13 protein-coding genes are annotated in these 16,164 nt (G+C 66.6%); 7 read left to right on the forward strand and 6 right to left on the reverse strand.

Features of this window, described 5'->3' with window-relative positions; translation table 11 throughout:
• Nucleotides 1–219: 219 nt before the first annotated feature.
• From QP029_RS11975 to QP029_RS11985, 3 genes are all read left to right on the forward strand, one after another.
• Entirely contained in the window at nucleotides 220–1,179 is a 960-nt protein-coding gene (locus QP029_RS11975; RefSeq protein WP_284874499.1) for a PAC2 family protein, read from the forward strand.
• Nucleotides 1,180–1,211: 32 nt separating this feature from the next.
• The gene (locus QP029_RS11980) at nucleotides 1,212–3,743 is read left to right on the forward strand and encodes a DEAD/DEAH box helicase (protein ID WP_284876245.1); all 2,532 of its coding nucleotides are present in this window, start codon (nucleotides 1,212–1,214) and stop codon (nucleotides 3,741–3,743) included.
• A 100-nt stretch (nucleotides 3,744–3,843) separates the two neighbouring features.
• Nucleotides 3,844–5,046 (forward strand): Fic family protein, encoded by a 1,203-nt coding sequence (locus QP029_RS11985; RefSeq protein ID WP_284874500.1) that lies wholly within the window; start codon nucleotides 3,844–3,846, stop codon nucleotides 5,044–5,046.
• Here QP029_RS11985 and sucD read toward each other — a convergent pair.
• Entirely contained in the window at nucleotides 5,018–5,857 is an 840-nt protein-coding gene (gene sucD, locus QP029_RS11990; RefSeq protein WP_284876246.1) for a succinate--CoA ligase subunit alpha, read from the reverse strand. The two genes, QP029_RS11985 and sucD, sit on opposite strands and share 29 nt — an antisense overlap.
• Nucleotides 5,858–5,885: 28 nt before the next feature.
• Nucleotides 5,886–7,043, reverse strand: coding sequence for an ADP-forming succinate--CoA ligase subunit beta (gene sucC, locus QP029_RS11995; protein ID WP_284874501.1), 1,158 nt, complete (start codon nucleotides 7,041–7,043; stop codon nucleotides 5,886–5,888).
• A gap of 128 nt (nucleotides 7,044–7,171) precedes the next feature.
• Between sucC and QP029_RS12000 the strand changes: the two genes are divergently transcribed.
• Together QP029_RS12000 and QP029_RS12005 are read left to right on the forward strand one after the other, a co-directional pair.
• On the forward strand, nucleotides 7,172–7,750 hold the full coding sequence (locus QP029_RS12000; protein WP_284874502.1) for a hypothetical protein: 579 nt from the start codon (nucleotides 7,172–7,174) through the stop codon (nucleotides 7,748–7,750).
• Between the two features lie 159 nt (nucleotides 7,751–7,909).
• Nucleotides 7,910–8,458, forward strand: a complete 549-nt coding sequence (locus tag QP029_RS12005) for a PepSY domain-containing protein (RefSeq protein WP_284874503.1) — start codon at nucleotides 7,910–7,912, stop codon at nucleotides 8,456–8,458.
• 84 nt (nucleotides 8,459–8,542) lie between these two features.
• Here the strand turns inward: QP029_RS12005 and ahpD are convergent, their stop codons facing one another.
• Nucleotides 8,543–9,067, reverse strand: coding sequence for an alkylhydroperoxidase, AhpD family (ahpD, locus tag QP029_RS12010; RefSeq protein WP_284874504.1), 525 nt, complete (start codon nucleotides 9,065–9,067; stop codon nucleotides 8,543–8,545).
• A gap of 3 nt (nucleotides 9,068–9,070) precedes the next feature.
• Entirely contained in the window at nucleotides 9,071–9,667 is a 597-nt protein-coding gene (locus QP029_RS12015; protein ID WP_284874505.1) for a peroxiredoxin, read from the reverse strand.
• 146 nt (nucleotides 9,668–9,813) lie between these two features.
• Between QP029_RS12015 and QP029_RS12020 the strand changes: the two genes are divergently transcribed.
• On the forward strand, nucleotides 9,814–10,755 hold the full coding sequence (locus QP029_RS12020; RefSeq protein ID WP_284874506.1) for a hydrogen peroxide-inducible genes activator: 942 nt from the start codon (nucleotides 9,814–9,816) through the stop codon (nucleotides 10,753–10,755).
• Here QP029_RS12020 and QP029_RS12025 read toward each other — a convergent pair.
• On the reverse strand, nucleotides 10,752–11,678 hold the full coding sequence (locus QP029_RS12025) for a DUF975 family protein (protein ID WP_284874507.1): 927 nt from the start codon (nucleotides 11,676–11,678) through the stop codon (nucleotides 10,752–10,754). The genes QP029_RS12020 and QP029_RS12025 overlap by 4 nt on opposite strands.
• A gap of 104 nt (nucleotides 11,679–11,782) precedes the next feature.
• Here QP029_RS12025 and hrpA point away from each other — a divergent pair, with 104 nt between their 5' ends.
• Nucleotides 11,783–15,685, forward strand: coding sequence for an ATP-dependent RNA helicase HrpA (gene hrpA, locus QP029_RS12030; RefSeq protein WP_284874508.1), 3,903 nt, complete (start codon nucleotides 11,783–11,785; stop codon nucleotides 15,683–15,685).
• On the opposite strand, the gene nrdR is transcribed toward hrpA, so the two are convergent.
• Complete coding sequence (gene nrdR, locus QP029_RS12035) at nucleotides 15,682–16,164, reverse strand: transcriptional regulator NrdR (protein WP_284874509.1); 483 nt, start codon at nucleotides 16,162–16,164, stop codon at nucleotides 15,682–15,684. The two genes, hrpA and nrdR, sit on opposite strands and share 4 nt — an antisense overlap.

Raw genomic sequence — 16,164 nt, forward strand, 5'->3', positions numbered from 1 at the left:
GACGCGCGAGGGACACGTCCGGGGGCCGAGCCGGGAACCTGTGGAATTCGGAAGTTGTCCACAGGGGCACGGGACCCCGGGTGGCGGTGGGCAACCTCAACCGGCAAGATGGTGCGGTTACAGTGGATGGACAACCTCATCGGGATTAAGTCCGCCCGGCCCGACGTTGTATCGGACAACGACAGTTTTCAGCGTTTCAAGCGAAGGAGGATGACGGGTATGCAGGACAATCAGCGTCGCATGTACGAGCTGGAGTACCCGGCACCGGAGGTGGCGTCGGGTCAGCACACAGGTCCCACGCTCATCGTCGCTCTGCAGGGGTACGCGGACGCCGGCCATGCGGTGGAGGCCAGCGCGGACCATCTTCTGGCCGCGCTCGACTCCCGGTCGGTCGCGTCCTTCAACAACGACGAACTCATCGACTACCGTTCGCGCCGCCCCACGGTGACCATGGACAACCACCAGCTCACCGGGATCGAGGACCTCAGCCTCGGGATCCGGGTGCTGCGGGACACGAAGGGCAAGTCCTTCCTGCTGCTGTCCGGCCCCGAGCCGGACCTGCGGTGGGAGGCGTTCACCGAGGCGGTGGCGGATCTGGCCGAGAAGTTCGAGGTCGACCGCACCATCTGCCTGTATTCGGCGCCGATGGCGGTCCCCCACACCCGGCCGCTCGTCGTCTCGGCGCACGGGAACTCGGTGGAGATGGTGCGCGACATGTTCACCTATGACGCGAAGGTCATCATGCCCGGTTCGGCGTCGATGATGATCGAGCGCGCGCTGCACAAGCGAGGCCTCAACGTCGCCGGCTACACTGCACACGTGCCGCACTATCTCGCGGCGTCGCCGTACCCGGCCGCCACGCATGAGCTTCTCGACGCCGTGGCACGCACCTCCGACCTTGCCCTGCCGCTGCGCAGCCTCGAGCAGGACAGCGTGCGCGTCACCGCGCAGCTGACGGAACAGGTGGAGGACTCCGCCGAGATCCAGCACGTGGTGCATCAGCTGGAGCAGCAGTACGACGAGGAACTGGAGCGTTACCGCAACGCCCATCCGAAGGCGATGCTGCCCGGGGAGCAGGACATGCCCACCGGTGATGAGATCGGTGAGGAGTTCGAGCGCTTCCTGGCCACCCTCGACGAGCAGGACAACGGGCCTGATCTGCCGGACGACGACGAGTAGCCGCTACGTTGGAGGGTGTGAATCTCGCCCAGATGCTGCCCGACCTGACCGACGTCCCCGAAAGCCTCCTGGATGAAAGCATTTTCGACAGCTTTCTCAGTTGGGTTCGGGGACGAGGCATTGAGCTCTACCCCGCCCAGGAGGAGGCGGCCCTGGGGATCCTGGCCGGGGACAACGTCATCCTGGCCACCCCCACCGGCTCCGGCAAGTCCATGGTGGCCAACGCCGCCCACTTCATCGCCATGGCCCGAGGTCAGCGCTCCTTCTACACCGCTCCGATCAAGGCGCTGGTGAGCGAGAAGTTCTTCGCCCTGTGCGAGATCTTCGGCCCGGAGAACGTCGGCATGATGACCGGCGATGCCACCGTCAACGGCCGCGCCCCCATCATCGCCGCCACCGCGGAGATCGTGGCCAACATCGCGCTGCGCGACGGCAGGGACGCGGACATCGACCAGGTGGTCATGGACGAATTCCACTACTACTCCGATCCGGAACGCGGCTGGGCGTGGCAGGTGCCGCTGCTCGAGCTGCCGCAGGCCCAGTTCCTGCTCATGTCCGCCACCCTCGGCGACACGACCTTCCTCCAGGAGGATCTCACCCGACGCACCGGGCGGACCACCTCGCTGGTCGCGGGGTCCACCCGCCCGGTGCCGTTGGAGTTCTCCTACGTCTACACCCCCGTCCACGAGACGATCGAGGAACTGCTCAAGGACGGCAAGGCCCCGATCTACGTGGTCCACTTCTCCCAACGGGAGGCCACCGAACGAGCGCAGGCGCTGACGTCACTGAAGATCATCGACGACGAGACGAAGGAGAAGATCGTCGCCGAGATCGGTGACTTCAAGTTCACCACCACCTACGGCAGAACGTTGTCGAAGCTGCTGCGTCGCGGCATCGGCGTCCACCACGCCGGCATGCTGCCCAAGTACCGCCGCCTTGTCGAGCGTCTCTCCCAGACCGGCCTGCTCAAGGTCATCTGCGGCACCGACACCCTCGGCGTGGGCATCAACGTGCCCATCCGCACCGTCCTGTTCACCGGCCTGGCCAAGTACGACGGGGTGAAGCAGCGCATCCTCAAGTCGCGGGAGTTCCACCAGATCGCCGGCCGCGCGGGACGGGCGGGATACGACACCGAGGGCACCGTGGTCATCGAGGCCCCGGAGCACGAGATCGAGAACTGGCGGCTGCGCCAGCGGGCCGGCACCGACGAGAAGAAGCTGAAGAAGCTGCGCAAGAAGTCCGCCCGCGAAGGCGAGGTCACCTGGTCGGAGAAGACCTTCGAACGCCTCACCACCGCCGAACCCGAGCCGATGGTCTCCCAGTTCCGGGTGTCCAACTCCATGCTCATCAACGTCATCGCCCGCCCCGGCAACGGCTACGAGCACCTGAAGAACCTGCTGCGCGGCAACCACGATACCCGCGCCAAGCAGAACCGTGACATCCTCACCGCCCTGGAGCTGTTCCGGGGTCTGGTCAACGCGGGCATTGTGGTCAAGGCCGCCGACGGGGTCGACAGCGAGGGCCGCCCGTACCACCTCACCGAGGAACTGCAGCGCGACTTCGCCCTCAACCAGCCCCTGTCCCCCTTCGCGCTGGCCGCGGTGACGCTGCTCGACCGGGAGGCGGAGTCCTACACCCACGACGTCATCTCCACCTATGAGGCGATCCTCGATGATCCCCGCCAGGTGCTCGTCGCCCAGCAGAAGGCCGCGCGCGGCGAGGAGATCGCCGCCCTCAAGGCCGAGGGCGTCGACTACACCGAACGTATGGCCATCATCGAGGACGTCACCTGGCCGAAACCCCTGGCCGAGGAACTCGAGGACGCCTTCGACACCTTCGCCGAGGGCCACCCCTGGGTCCGCGAGTTCGAACTCTCCCCGAAGTCCGTCGTCCGCGACATGATCGAGCACGCGATGACGTTCTCCGACCTCATCGCCACCTACGGTCTCGCCCGATCCGAGGGCGTCGTTCTGCGGTACCTCACCGATGCGTGGCGCACGCTGCGCCAGTCCGTCCCGCAGGAGGCGATGACGGATCAGCTTGACGACGTCGTCGAATGGCTCGGCGAGCTCATCAAACAGGTGGACTCCTCCCTCGTCGACGAGTGGGCCCACATGTCCGACGACGAGACCCCCATCTCCAAGGAGGCCCTCGAACGCGAGCTCGCCTTCGGCGTGGAGGACCCCTCGGCGCTCACCTCCAACCGCCGTGCATTCACCATCATGGTGCGCAACCTCATGTGGCGGTTCGTCGAACTGTTCGCCTACGAGAAGGAGGACGACCTCGCCCGCCTCACCGAGTACCTCGAGCGTGACGACAGGCCCGATTTCGGCGCCGCGATGGACGACTACTTCGACGAATACGCCGACCTGGACACCGGCATGGACGCCCGCTCCACGGAGTACTTCCATCTCACCCAGGACGGCCGCCTGTGGACGGTCCGCCAGACGATCAAGGATCCCGAGGGTGACAACTCCTTCGCCTTCGTCGCCGTCGTCGACCTCGACGCCTCCGACGAGGCCGGAGAGGTGCGGCTGACGTCCCTGGAAATCGAGCAGCGCTAGAAGTTGATCCATTCGCCCGGAGGGTCCTGACGAATGGATAGTGCACTATCCATTCGCAGTTACGTTGCAGGAGAATGGATAATCGGTCTACCATTCCCCTATGACCCCGTGGCCGAACGTCACCTGGGAAATCCTCCCGTGGGTTTCCCGCCTGCCGGTATCCCGCCGCGCACAGCAGCGGATGCCGACCAGTTACACCAGCGCCGTGGTTCCTCAGATTGCCGATGCCGGCCTGGCGCTTCCCGGTCCTCTCGCCGCCCTCGTTGATGAAGCGACCATCGCCGTCGCCCGATTTGACGTCCAGGATGCCGCCCGACTCGTCCCCTTTTCCCCACTGCTCCTGCGTAGCGAGTCTGTGGCCTCCAGTCGCATTGAGCAGTTGACGTCCTCCGCCCGACGGGTGCTGGAAGCTGAACTGCTGGGTTCGATGCACGGGAATGCGGGGCTCATCGTCGCCAACACCCGGCAGATGCGGGCAGCAGTCAGTTCCACGACAACTCCGACGACCTCCGCCCTCCTTGAGATGCACAGAATTCTCCTGGGACCGAGCTCGCCGGACATCGCTGGTGTTGTGCGCGATGAACCCGTGTGGATCGGCGGAAGCGACCTTCACCCGGAAGGGGCACTATTCGTACCCCCGGCAGCGCCGGCGGTTCCTGACCTCCTCAGGGACCTCGAGGCCTTTCTGTCCAGGACCGATCTGCCGGTCCTGGTCCACGCCGCACTGGCTCATGCCCAGGTGGAGACTATCCACCCCTTCACAGACGGGAACGGAAGGACCGGCCGGGCGCTGATCCACGCCCTCCTCCATGCACGGGGTCTGACCCGGCACACGGCCCTTCCCGTCTCCGCTGGACTGCTGACGAATGTTCCCGCCTACTTCCAATCCCTCGACGCCTATCGCGACGGGGATCCCCACCCCATCATCGAGATGCTCGCCGTCGCGGCCCTGCGTGCCGCCGAGTTGGGCGGCTGGCTCGCCGAGGAATTGTCGGTTGTCCGCGAGTCCTGGGAGGATTCGGTGACGGCGCGTCGCGACGCCGCCGATTGGCGCGCCCTGGATCTCCTTCTCGCGCGGCCGCTCGTCACGGCACGCCAGGTCGCCGATGAACTGGATCTCACCCCAGCCAATGCTCGGAAGGCCCTCGACCGCCTCGAGGGCAACGGCATCCTCATCGGTTCGCAGATTGACCGCTCGACACGGGCATGGCGCGCTCCCGACGTGCTCGAGCTCCTCGACGAGTTCGCCGAACGGTCCGGCCGACGCGACTCCCCTACAGGTCGGCCACGATCTCCTTCATGATCTCCGCCGCCTCCGTCGGAGTGGTACCCACCCGCACTCCGGCTGCCTCGAGGGCCTCCTTCTTGGCCTGGGCGGTGCCGACGGAGCCGGTGACGATCGCTCCCGCATGCCCCATGGTCTTGCCCTCGGGCGCGGTGAATCCGGCGACGTAGCCGACGACGGGCTTGGACACGTGTTCGCGGATGAACTCGGCGGCACGCTCCTCGGCATCGCCGCCGATCTCGCCGATCATGACGATGGCCTGGGTGTCCGGGTCCGCCTCGAAGGCGGTGAGGGCGTCGATGAAGTCGGTGCCGATGATGGGGTCGCCGCCGATGCCGATGGCGGTGGAGATGCCGACGTCGGCAAGCTCGTTCATCATCTGGTACGTCAGGGTGCCGGACTTGGAGATGAGGCCGACCGGGCCGGGACCCGCGATGGTGGCGGGGATGATGCCCGCCAGGGACTGACCCGGGGTGATGATGCCGGGACAGTTCGGGCCGATGATTCGGGTGGTTCCGCTCCTGCGAGCGTGAGCCAGCGCCTCTGCGGTGTCCTGGACGGGCGCGCCCTCGGTGATGACGGCAACCAGCGGCATGCCCGCGTCAATGGCCTCGATGACGGCGTCCTTGACGAAGGGGGCCGGCACGAAGATGACGGAGACGTCGGCCCCGGTGGTCTCCATGGCCTCGGCGACGGTACCGAACACGGGCAGTTCGGTGTCGTGGAGGGTGATCGTCTCCCCTGCCTTCCTCGGATTGGTCCCCCCGACGATGGTCGCGCCGGCGGCGAGCATCCGGGTGGTGTGTTCGCGGCCTTCGTTGCCGGTCATGCCCTGCACGACGATCCGGGAGTGGTGGTCAAGAAACACTGACGTGGGATGCCTTTCTCACTGCCTCATCGGCGGCTTCGTTCATGCTGGAGACCACGGTGACCAGGGAATGGTCCAGGTCGGCGAGGATCGCCCGGCCCTCCTCGACATTGTTGCCGTCGAGGCGGACGACGAGTGGCTTGGTGGCGGAGTCGCCCAGTTCCTCGAGTGCCGCGACGATGCCGCGGGCAACGTCGTCGCAGGCGGTGATCCCGCCGAAGACGTTGATGAGGACGCTGCGGACCTGCTCGTCGCCGAGCACGATCTCCAGGCTGGCGGTCATCGTCTCCGGGGAGGCGCCGCCGCCGATGTCGAGGAAGTTCGCGGGATCGCCGCCGGCCATGCCGACCACATCGAGGGTGGACATCACCAGGCCGGCGCCGTTGCCGATGATGCCGACCGACCCGTCGAGGGTGACGTACTTCAACCCGTGGTCGCGGGCCCGTCGTTCGAGGGGGTCGAGCTCGCCCGCCTCATCCGACAGGGAGTCGCGGTTGTCATGGCGGAAGGCGGCGTTGTCGTCGAGGGTGATCTTCGCGTCGAGGGCGATGATGTCGCCGTCATCGGTGAGGATGAGCGGATTGACCTCCACGAGGGTGGCGTCCTCGTCGCGGAAGACCTCGTAGAGGCGCTGCAGCACAGGGACGATCTTCTCCCCCACCTCGGCGGGAAGCCCCGCGACCAGACGCCCGGCTGTCTCGTCGTCCATGCCGGTCAGTGGATCCACCGTCTCCCGGACCAGGTCGTCGGGGCGTTCGGCGGCCAGTTGCTCGATGTCGACGCCGCCCTCGGCGGAGAACATCGTCAGGTAGGAGCGCTCGGCGCGGTCGATGAGGAGGGAGAAGTAGTACTCCTCCGCGATGTCCGCGCCCTGGGTGACCATCACCTTGTCCACCGGATGCCCCTTGATCTCCAGGTCGAGGATCCGGGCGGCGGCCTCCCGGGCCTTCTCCGGCGACTCGGCGACGGCGATGCCGCCGGCTTTGCCGCGGCCGCCGGTTCTGACCTGGGCTTTGACCACGGTGACGCCACCGATCCCGGCGGCGGCATCCTCTGCTTCGTCGGGGGTGCCGGCGACGGTGGCGGGCAGGACGGGAACGTCGTGGGCGTCGAAAAGCTCGCGTGCCTGGTACTCGAAGAGATCCATCACTCCAAGCGTAGACATAGTCCGGGTCGGTCGTTCGTGATCACACTTTAATGCGCTTTGCGGCATACATACGTACACTGGTGGATGTCTTCATACGAGCACCACAACCGATACCCAGGAGTGAAAACATGACTTCACGCGCACTCAAGCTCACCGCCATCGCCGCTTCCGCGGGCCTCTTCCTCAGCGCCTGCAGCAGCACCGATGACACCGCGACCGACACCACTCCGGCAGAGGACACCGCCGTCGCCACCACCACCGATGCCGCGGAGGAGACCGTGGACGAGGAGGCTGCGGCCTCCACCAGCGTCGCCGCCCAGGCCGAGGGCGAGGATCCCGTTTTCCGTGCCATCGACGCCGTCATGGCCGATCACCCGGACGGCATCATCGTCGGCATCGACCGCGAGGACGACCGTGACGCCTTCGACTTCGACGTCGTCACCGGCGAAGAGGTCATCGATCTCGAGGTCGACTTCGAGGGCAACGTCGTCGAGGATGACCGCGAGACTGACGGCGAGGACGTCGAGAAGGCCCAGGCCTCCACCGTCTCCGCCACCGACGCCGTCAACGAGGCTCTCGAGCTGCACCCCGAGGGCGTGCTCGACGAGCTGGAGCTCGAGGACGAGGACGGCAACCTGGTCTGGAAGGTCCAGCTGGACGACGCTGACCGCAACGACCTGGCCGAGCTGGACGTCGCCGCCAACTAACCGGCTCTCTCAGGCCCGCCTCTCCTGCTCCGGCAGGGGGCGGGCCTGTTGCATGTCAGGGCGCCGGGGAACCCACATGAAGACAGACTCCTCCATATTTCATCGTCGTTTCATCTCCGCTTCGTAGGGTGAAGGAAACAACCGATGAAGGAGGAACCCATGAAGATTTCTGCAGCTGTGGCCCTTGTCGGTGTCAGCGCGCTCGCCCTGAGCGCGTGCACGGACACCGGTACGACCACCACCACAGTCACCGAGACCGCCACCGAGCAGGCCTCGACTGAGACCTCTGCAGCCCAGACAACGGAAGCCACCCGGTCCCCCGCCGCGGGCAATGATCCCGTCTTCGCGGCCGTAGACGCTGTGCTCGCCGCCCATCCTGGCGGCATCATCACCGACATCGACCGGGAGGACGGGCGCGTCGCCTACGACATCGATGTCGTGGTCGGCGACCAGGTGATCGAGCTGGAGGTCGACGACGACGGGAATGTCCGCGAAGAAGAGCGGGAGGGCGACGACGATGACGTCGCCGAGGCCCGCGCCGCCACCGTCACCGCCGCAGAGGCCATGCGGCAGGCGCTCGCGCAGCACGACGGCGGCGTGGTGGACGAGGCCGAGCTCGACGAGGACGACGGCGCGTTGTCCTGGGAGGTCGACCTGGATGACGCCGGCGGCAACGACCTAGCCGAGGTCACCGTCCCCGCCAGGTGATCTGTGCCGGACACGGCCAGACACAGCAAAACGCCGCCACCCTCGTGGGTGGCGGCGCCAGCATGCGTCGATAAGCGTCAGTGCTTAACGGGCAGCCTCGACCTGGACGGTCTGGGCCACTGCCTGGACGACAGCGGCGACCTTGACGGCCTCCCAGACCTGCTCCTTGGTCAGACCCTCCTCGCGGACGGTGTTGGAGTGCGCGACGGCGCAGTGCTCACAGCCGTTGATGGTGGAGACGGCCAGGGACCACAGCTCGAAGTCGGCCTTCTCGACACCCGGCTTGGAGATGATGTTCATGCGCAGGCCGAACTTGACCTGTGCGAAGTCATCGCCGAGCCAGCCCTTGGCGCGGTAGGCCACGTTGTTCATGGCCATGACGGTGGCGGCGCCGAGAGCGGCCTCGAAAGCCTCGTCGCTCAGGTGCTCCTTGGCCTCCTCCGCGATCTCGGAGAAGACGGTGTCATTGCGGGTGGCGGCGGCGGAGGCGACCAGGGTGCCCCACAGCTGCTGCTCGCTGAGCTCGGTGGACCGGGTCAGGGAGCCCAGGTTGAGCTTCTGGTCCTTGGCGTACTCGGGCAGGGAGTTCTTCAGGTTATCGATGGACATGTGTTACTTCAGGCCCTCCTGGACGACTGCCAGCTTGTCGATGTTCTTGGTCGGGTCGTTGGCCTGCCAGTTGCAGGCGCAGACCTCTTCGGACTGCAGCGCGTCGAGGACACGCAGGACCTCGTCGACGTTGCGGCCCACGGCGTCCGGGGTGACGGACACGAACTGGATGATGCCGTCCGGGTCGATGATGAAGGTGGCGCGGTCAGCGACACCGTCAGCGTTCTCGACGCCGAGGGCACGAATGAGGTCGTGCTTGACGTCGGCGAACATCGGGAACGGAACCTCCTTGAGCTCCGGGTGGGTCGCACGCCAGTTGAAGTGGGCGAACTCGTTGTCGGTGGAGCCGCCGAGAACCTGGGTGTCGCGGTCCTGGAACTCCTCGTCGAGCTTGCCGAACGCGGCGATCTCGGTCGGGCAGACGAAGGTGAAGTCCTTGGGGTAGAAGAAGACGATCTTCCACTTGCCCTCGTACTTGTCCAGGGACACGGTCTCGAAGTAGTCCTCCGGCTGGGAGGCGTTGACGTCGTGCAGGTCGCCGCCCTTGAGCGCGGTGAGCTGGAACTCGGGGAACTTCTCTCCAACGGTCAGAATTGCCATGGTGTGTCTCCTCAGAAAGATTGCGGGTATCGGGCCGGACCCGATCCGGTAACAGATCAGTCTCTGTACGGCCACCAACCATTATGCCCGCGTTCCCGCGATCCGTCAATAACTAAATCTTTCACGGTGCGTATATAGTGATAGGCATGCACAATAAGGAGTACCGTCCGACACTCTCCCAGCTGCGGACTTTCGTCACCATCGCGGAGAACAAACACTTCGGCACCGCCGCCACCAAACTGAGCATCTCCCAACCCTCCCTCTCCCAGGCCCTGGTCGCCCTGGAACACGGACTCGGCGTCCAGCTCATCGAACGCTCCACCCGGCGGGTCATCGTCACCCCCGCCGGCGAGGAACTCCTCCCCTTCGCCAAGGCCACCCTCGACGCCGCCGACGCCTTCCTCGCACGCTCGCGCGGCGCCAACGGCACGCTCATCGGCCCGCTGACCATCGGCATCATCCCCACCATCGCGCCGTACATCCTCGCCGGACTGCTCACCGCCCTCAACGAGCAGTACCCGGATCTGGAACCCCGCATCGTCGAGGACCAGACCCGGCACCTCGTCCAGATGCTGCGGGACGGACAGATCGACGTCGCGCTCATGGCGCTGCCGTCCGAGGCCTCCGGCGTCATCGATCTCCCCCTCTACAAGGAGGAGTTCGTCGTCGTCGTCCCGGCCGGACACGAGTTCGCCGGCCGCGACGACCTCGGTCTCGACTGCCTCCAGGACCTGGACCTGCTGCTGCTCGACGACGGGCACTGCCTCCACGACCAGATCGTGGACCTGTGCCGCTCGGCGGACATCAACCCCACCGAGGCGACGAACGCGGTGACGCGGGCATCCTCCCTGACCACCATCATGCAGCTGGTCGCCGGTGGCCTGGGCAGCACGCTCGTCCCCCTGTCGGCCGTGTCCACCGAGACCACCCGCCCGGGCCTGGCGGTCTCCCGCTTCGATGACAGCGTCACCGCCCAGCGGGAGGTCGGCCTGGTGTTCCGCAGCTCCAGCTCACGCAACGAGGAGTTCGGCATCCTCGGGGAGCTCATCACCGCCGCGTACCAGGCGGCGGTGGCTGACCAGACCTAACGGTCCGCCGGCGCCGGGAGCGGCCCGGCGGAGGCCTGGCGGTAGAGCATCGCCTGAATGAGCGTGTACACCGGCATGACGAAGATCATCGCGAGGCCGAAGGTGACCAGCGCAGCGATCATGATCAGGATTCCGGAGACGAAGAAGAACAGCAGCAGCCTTCCGTAATTGGCCAGGCCCGCCCGGACGCCCAGCTTGACGGCCTCCCCGATGCCTGCACGACGGTCCGCGACGTACCAGGCGATGAACGTGGTCAGCGGGTAGAGGAACAGGCTGACGAAGAGGATGAAGGCGACGAGGCCGAGCACCCGGCCGAGGAACGCCATGGCGACCTGATCATCAGCCAGGTCCGTCATCTCCGTGTTGATCATCGGCAGGGCGAACGGCAGTGCGATCACGGTGAGGATCACCACGACGGCGAGCTGTACGAGCAGCAGGGTCCCGAGGGTGGGCCAGAAGTTGACGTTGCGGGTCAGATCCCCCCACCCGACCGTCCGGTTGTCCACCTGCCGGAGGGCGGCGTTGTAGATGAGGACCGAGACGACGACGGAGACGACGGCGACGACGATGTCCCCGACGTTGACGGCCGTCGGGTCCGCGGCGGTCGCGTTGCCGATGTTGAAGATGAAGCTGAGCAGGAAAGTGAGCACGAAGAACGCGAGCGCCCCCAGGATCCACAACGGCCAGCTGCGGAAGATCGCCTTGAACGCCCAGGACACGGCCTGCATGACGTGCACCTTGCCGGTGCCCGTGGCCGGAGCGGCACCGCCGGTGTCGTACGCGTTGTAGTCGCTGTACTGACCGTACTGCTGGTGGCCGGCGTAGCCGGGGTTGTCCTCCGGGTGCGGGGTCGAGGGGTACGGCGGGTACTCGTCCCTCGGCTCATCGGGGCCGTGTCCGTCGCCCTGTCCGGGATACGTCATTCGCTGGACCTTTCACTGGGGAGCATGGTGGAACATGTGCGCACCTCACGATAGGCCACCGCGCACCGGTCGGCCGGGAGGCGGGGTAGGATTCACGGTCAGCCATGACGAATTCCCCGCCGATCACCCGTGAATCCCTCCTCGAGCGTCTCGCCGAGGTGACGCTCGCCGACGACCGCTCCTTCCGCCGGCGCCTGCACAAGGCGCGCTCCCCCAAGGCGCTGGCGGCGATCGCGGCGGATGTGCAGCGCGCCGTCGACAAGCGGACGCTCATCGATGCCGGCGTGCCGGAGATCACCTACCCCGAGTCCCTGCCCGTCTCCGCCCGCCGCGACGACATCGCCGCCGCGATCGAGGAGAACCAGGTGGTCATCATCGCCGGCGAGACCGGCTCCGGAAAGACGACCCAGATCCCGAAGATCTGCCTCGAACTCGGGCGCGGCCGCCGCGGCCTCATCGGCCACACGCAGCCCCGGCGCCTGGCGGCCCGTACCGTCGCCGAGCGTATCGCCGACGAACTCGGCCAGGACATCGGTGAGACCGTCGGTTACGCCATCCGTTTCGATGACCGCGTGTCCCCCACCTCGGCCGTCAAAATCATGACCGACGGCATTCTGCTCGCCGAGATGCAACGCGACCGCTTCCTCAACGCCTACGACACGATCATCATCGACGAGGCGCACGAGCGATCCCTCAACATCGACTTCATCCTCGGCTATCTGCGCACCCTGCTGCCGAAGCGCCCCGACCTCAAGGTGATCATCACCTCCGCGACGATCGACCCGGAGCGTTTCGCCGGTCATTTCGCGGACGCCGAGGGCGAGCCCGCCCCCATCATCGAGGTCTCGGGCCGTACCTTCCCCGTGGAGGTCCGGTACCGCCCACTCGAGTTCGAGGCCGCCGGCAAGGTCGTCGACCAGGACCCCCTCGACGCGGTGTGCGAGGCCTGCGAGGAACTCATGCTCGAGGGCCCCGGTGACATCCTCTGCTTCTTCCCGGGTGAACGTGACATCCGCGACGCCATGGAGGCGATGGCCGGCCGCAAATGGAAGGGCGTGGAGGTCACTCCCCTGTTCGGCCGCCTGTCCAACCAGGAACAGCACCGTGTGTTCCAGCCGCACGCCGGCCGCCGCATCGTGCTGTCCACCAACATCGCGGAAACCTCCCTGACCGTCCCCGGCATCCGGTATGTGGTGGACACGGGCACCGCCCGCATCTCGCGCTACTCCACCCGCACCAAGGTGCAGCGCCTGCCCATCGAACCGATCTCCCAGGCCAGTGCCAACCAGCGTTCCGGCCGCTGCGGCCGTGTCGCCGACGGCATCGCCATCCGTCTGTACTCGGAGGAGGACTTCCTCTCCCGCCCCGAGTTCACTGACCCGGAGATTCTGCGCACGAACCTCGCTAGCGTCATCCTCCAGATGGCGCTCATGCGACTCGGTGACATCACCGAGTTCCCCTTCGTCCAGCCCCCGGAGAACCGCGCCATCCGCGACGGTCTCCTCCTCCTCCACGAACTCGGGGCCCTGGCCGAGCAGGAGAAGGACGGCCAACCCGTGCTCACCCCCGTCGGCCGTGACATCGCCCGCATCCCGGTCGACCCACGCATGGCCCGCATGCTCGTCGAGGCCAACCGCCTCGGCGTGCTTGACGACGTCGTGGTCATCGTCGCCGCGTTGACCATCCAGGACGTGCGCGAACGCCCCCTGGAATTCCAGGCGCAGGCCGACCAGGCCCACGCCCGCTTCAAGTCCACCACCTCGGACTTCCTCTCCTTCCTCCAGCTGTGGGACTACATCGGCCAGTCCCGCGACGACCTCACCGGCAACGCCTTCCGCAAGCGCATGAAGAAGGAGTTCCTCCACTACATGCGCATCCGCGAGTGGTACGACCTGGTCCGGCAGCTCCGCGACATCGCACGCACCCTCGGCTGGTCCACCCGCCACGAGACCGCCGGCGACCGCTACCCCGACGCCATCCACCAGTCCCTCCTCGCCGGGCTGCTCTCCCACATCGGCGCGCGCGACGGCAACTCCCGTGAATTCAAGGGGGCCCGCGGCACCCGCTTCATGGTGTTCCCCGGCTCCTCCCTGGCCAAGAAGCCGCCGGAGTTCCTCATGGCCGCCGAACTCGTGGAGACCTCCCGACTGTGGGCCCGCGACGTCGCGAAGATCGAACCCGCCTGGGTGGAGAAGCTCGCCGGCCCGCTGCTCAAGCACCAGCATTCCGAACCGGCCTGGTCCCGGAAGCGCGCCTCCGGCATCGCCCACCAGAAGTCCACCCTCTACGGCGTCACCATCATCGCCGACCGGATCGTGCCCTACCACCGCGTCGACCCCGAAGCCGCCCGGGACATGTTCATCCGCCACGCCCTCATCGAGGGCGACTGGACCACCCACCACACCTTCTTCCACTCCAACGTGGAAAAACTCGAATCCGCCGCCGAAGTCGAGGACAAGGCACGCCGCCGCGGCATCGTCGTCGACGAGGACACCCTCTTCGACTTCTACGACGCGAAACTACCCGCCACCATCACCACCGGCCGACACTTCGACTCCTGGTGGAAGAAGGAGCGCGTCGCCCACCCCGATCTCCTCGACTTCGACCCCGAGGCACTGCTCGGTGACGACGCCCGGGCGGTCACCGAGGACGCGTTCCCGGACCGCTTGCACAAGGGCTCCATCGACTACGACCTCACCTACCGTTTCGAGCCCGGCCACCCCCAGGACGGCGTCACCGTCCTCATCCCCGTGCCGCTGTTGGCCGGAATGGACACCGACGGATTCGACTGGCTCGTCCCCGGCCTCCGCGAGGAGCTGGTCACCGAGCTCATCCGTACCCTGCCCAAGCAGGTGCGGCGCAGTGTCGTCCCCACCCCCGACTACGCCGCCCGGGCGCTCCCGCGCCTGATCCCCTATGAGGGGTCCCTCGTCGAGCAGCTGGCCCAGGTGCTCCGCGCCCTCGGAGCCCGGGACATCACCGCCGAGGACTTCCGCCCGGCGGCCCTGCCTGCCCACCTGAAGATGACCTACGGCGCGCTGGATAAGCGGGGCAAGATCATCGACGCAGACAAGAACCTCGCTGCCCTGGTCAGCCGCCAGGCCGGGTCCATCAGCTCCTCCGTCAGCCGGGTGGGGCGTCAGGCCGAGTCGACGGCCGTCCCGGAGTGGACCGCAGACACCCTGGGCACCATCGCCGAGGAGGTGGACACCGTCGTCGACGGCCACTCCGTGACCACCTACCCCGCCCTCGTGGCCACCCCGGACGGCGTCGAGGTGCGGGTACATCCCACGAAGGCGGCCGCCAACGCATCCATGATGACCGCCACTCTCACCCTTCTCCTGCGGGAGATCTCCGTGAACGTGCAGCAGATGACCAAGGGGCTGCCCCTGCAACAGCGGGTCGCTGTCGACCATTACCCGCACGGCGGTGCCGCCGGGCTGGTCGAGGACGCCAGAGTCGCCGCCATCCGTGACCTCATGCTCGAACACGGGGGCCCGGTCCGGGATCCGGACGCGTTCACTGCCCTGAAGAAGAAGGTGTCACCCGACGTGGCCGGCGCCGTCCGTAGGACAGTCGTCGGCCTCGCCCCCGCCCTCGTCGAGTACCAGAATGTCGAGGGTGAACTGAAGAAGTGGAGCGGTGACGCCATCGACGACATGACCGCCCAGCTCCAGTTCCTGCTACCGCGCAACGCAGTGACAGTCCACGGCATGGCCCATCTGCGACATCTGCCCCGTTACCTGCAGGCGATGACCATCCGCCTGCAGGAGATGTCCGCCGACCCGGACAAAGACGCCGACCGGCAGTACGAGGTCGACGAAGCACAGTCCTACCTGTCACAGCGGTTGGCGAAACTTCCCCGGGGACGGGAGAAGACCCGCGAAGTCAAGGACATCCGGTGGATGATCGAAGAACTCCGGGTGAGCCTGTTCGCCCAGCGACTGGGGACCGCACGCCCCATCTCCCTGCGGCGTATCCAGAAGGCGGTGGACAAGCTCCGCTAGAAAGGTTCCCCCTCTGTCGCCGCCTCGTCCTCACGGGCACGGCGGTGCATCAGCCGGATCTCCGACTCAAAGTCCTCGGCGGACTCGAAGGACTTGTACACGGAGGCGAAACGCAGGTAGGCCACCTCATCGAGGGCCCGCAATGGCTCGAGGATGGCCAGGCCGATGGCGTTGGCGTCCACCTGTGAACTGCCGTGGCTACGGACGGTCTCCTCAACCTCCTGGGCCAGGCGTTTCAGCGCGTCATCGGAGACGTCCCGCCCCTGGCAGGCACGACGCACGCCGAGCACCACCTTGTCGCGACTGAAAGGTTCTGTCACCCCGTTTCGTTTGACCACCAGGAGGACGGCCTTCTCGATGGTGGTGAAGCGACCCTGACAGCTGGTGCACTCGCGGCGGCGCCGAATCGCGGCACCCGCGTCAATGATGCGTGAATCAATGACGCGGGAATGGTCGTGGTGGCAGAACGGGCAGTACAC

The organism is Corynebacterium suedekumii, from assembly GCF_030252185.1.
GTDB classification, from domain to species: domain Bacteria; phylum Actinomycetota; class Actinomycetes; order Mycobacteriales; family Mycobacteriaceae; genus Corynebacterium; species Corynebacterium suedekumii.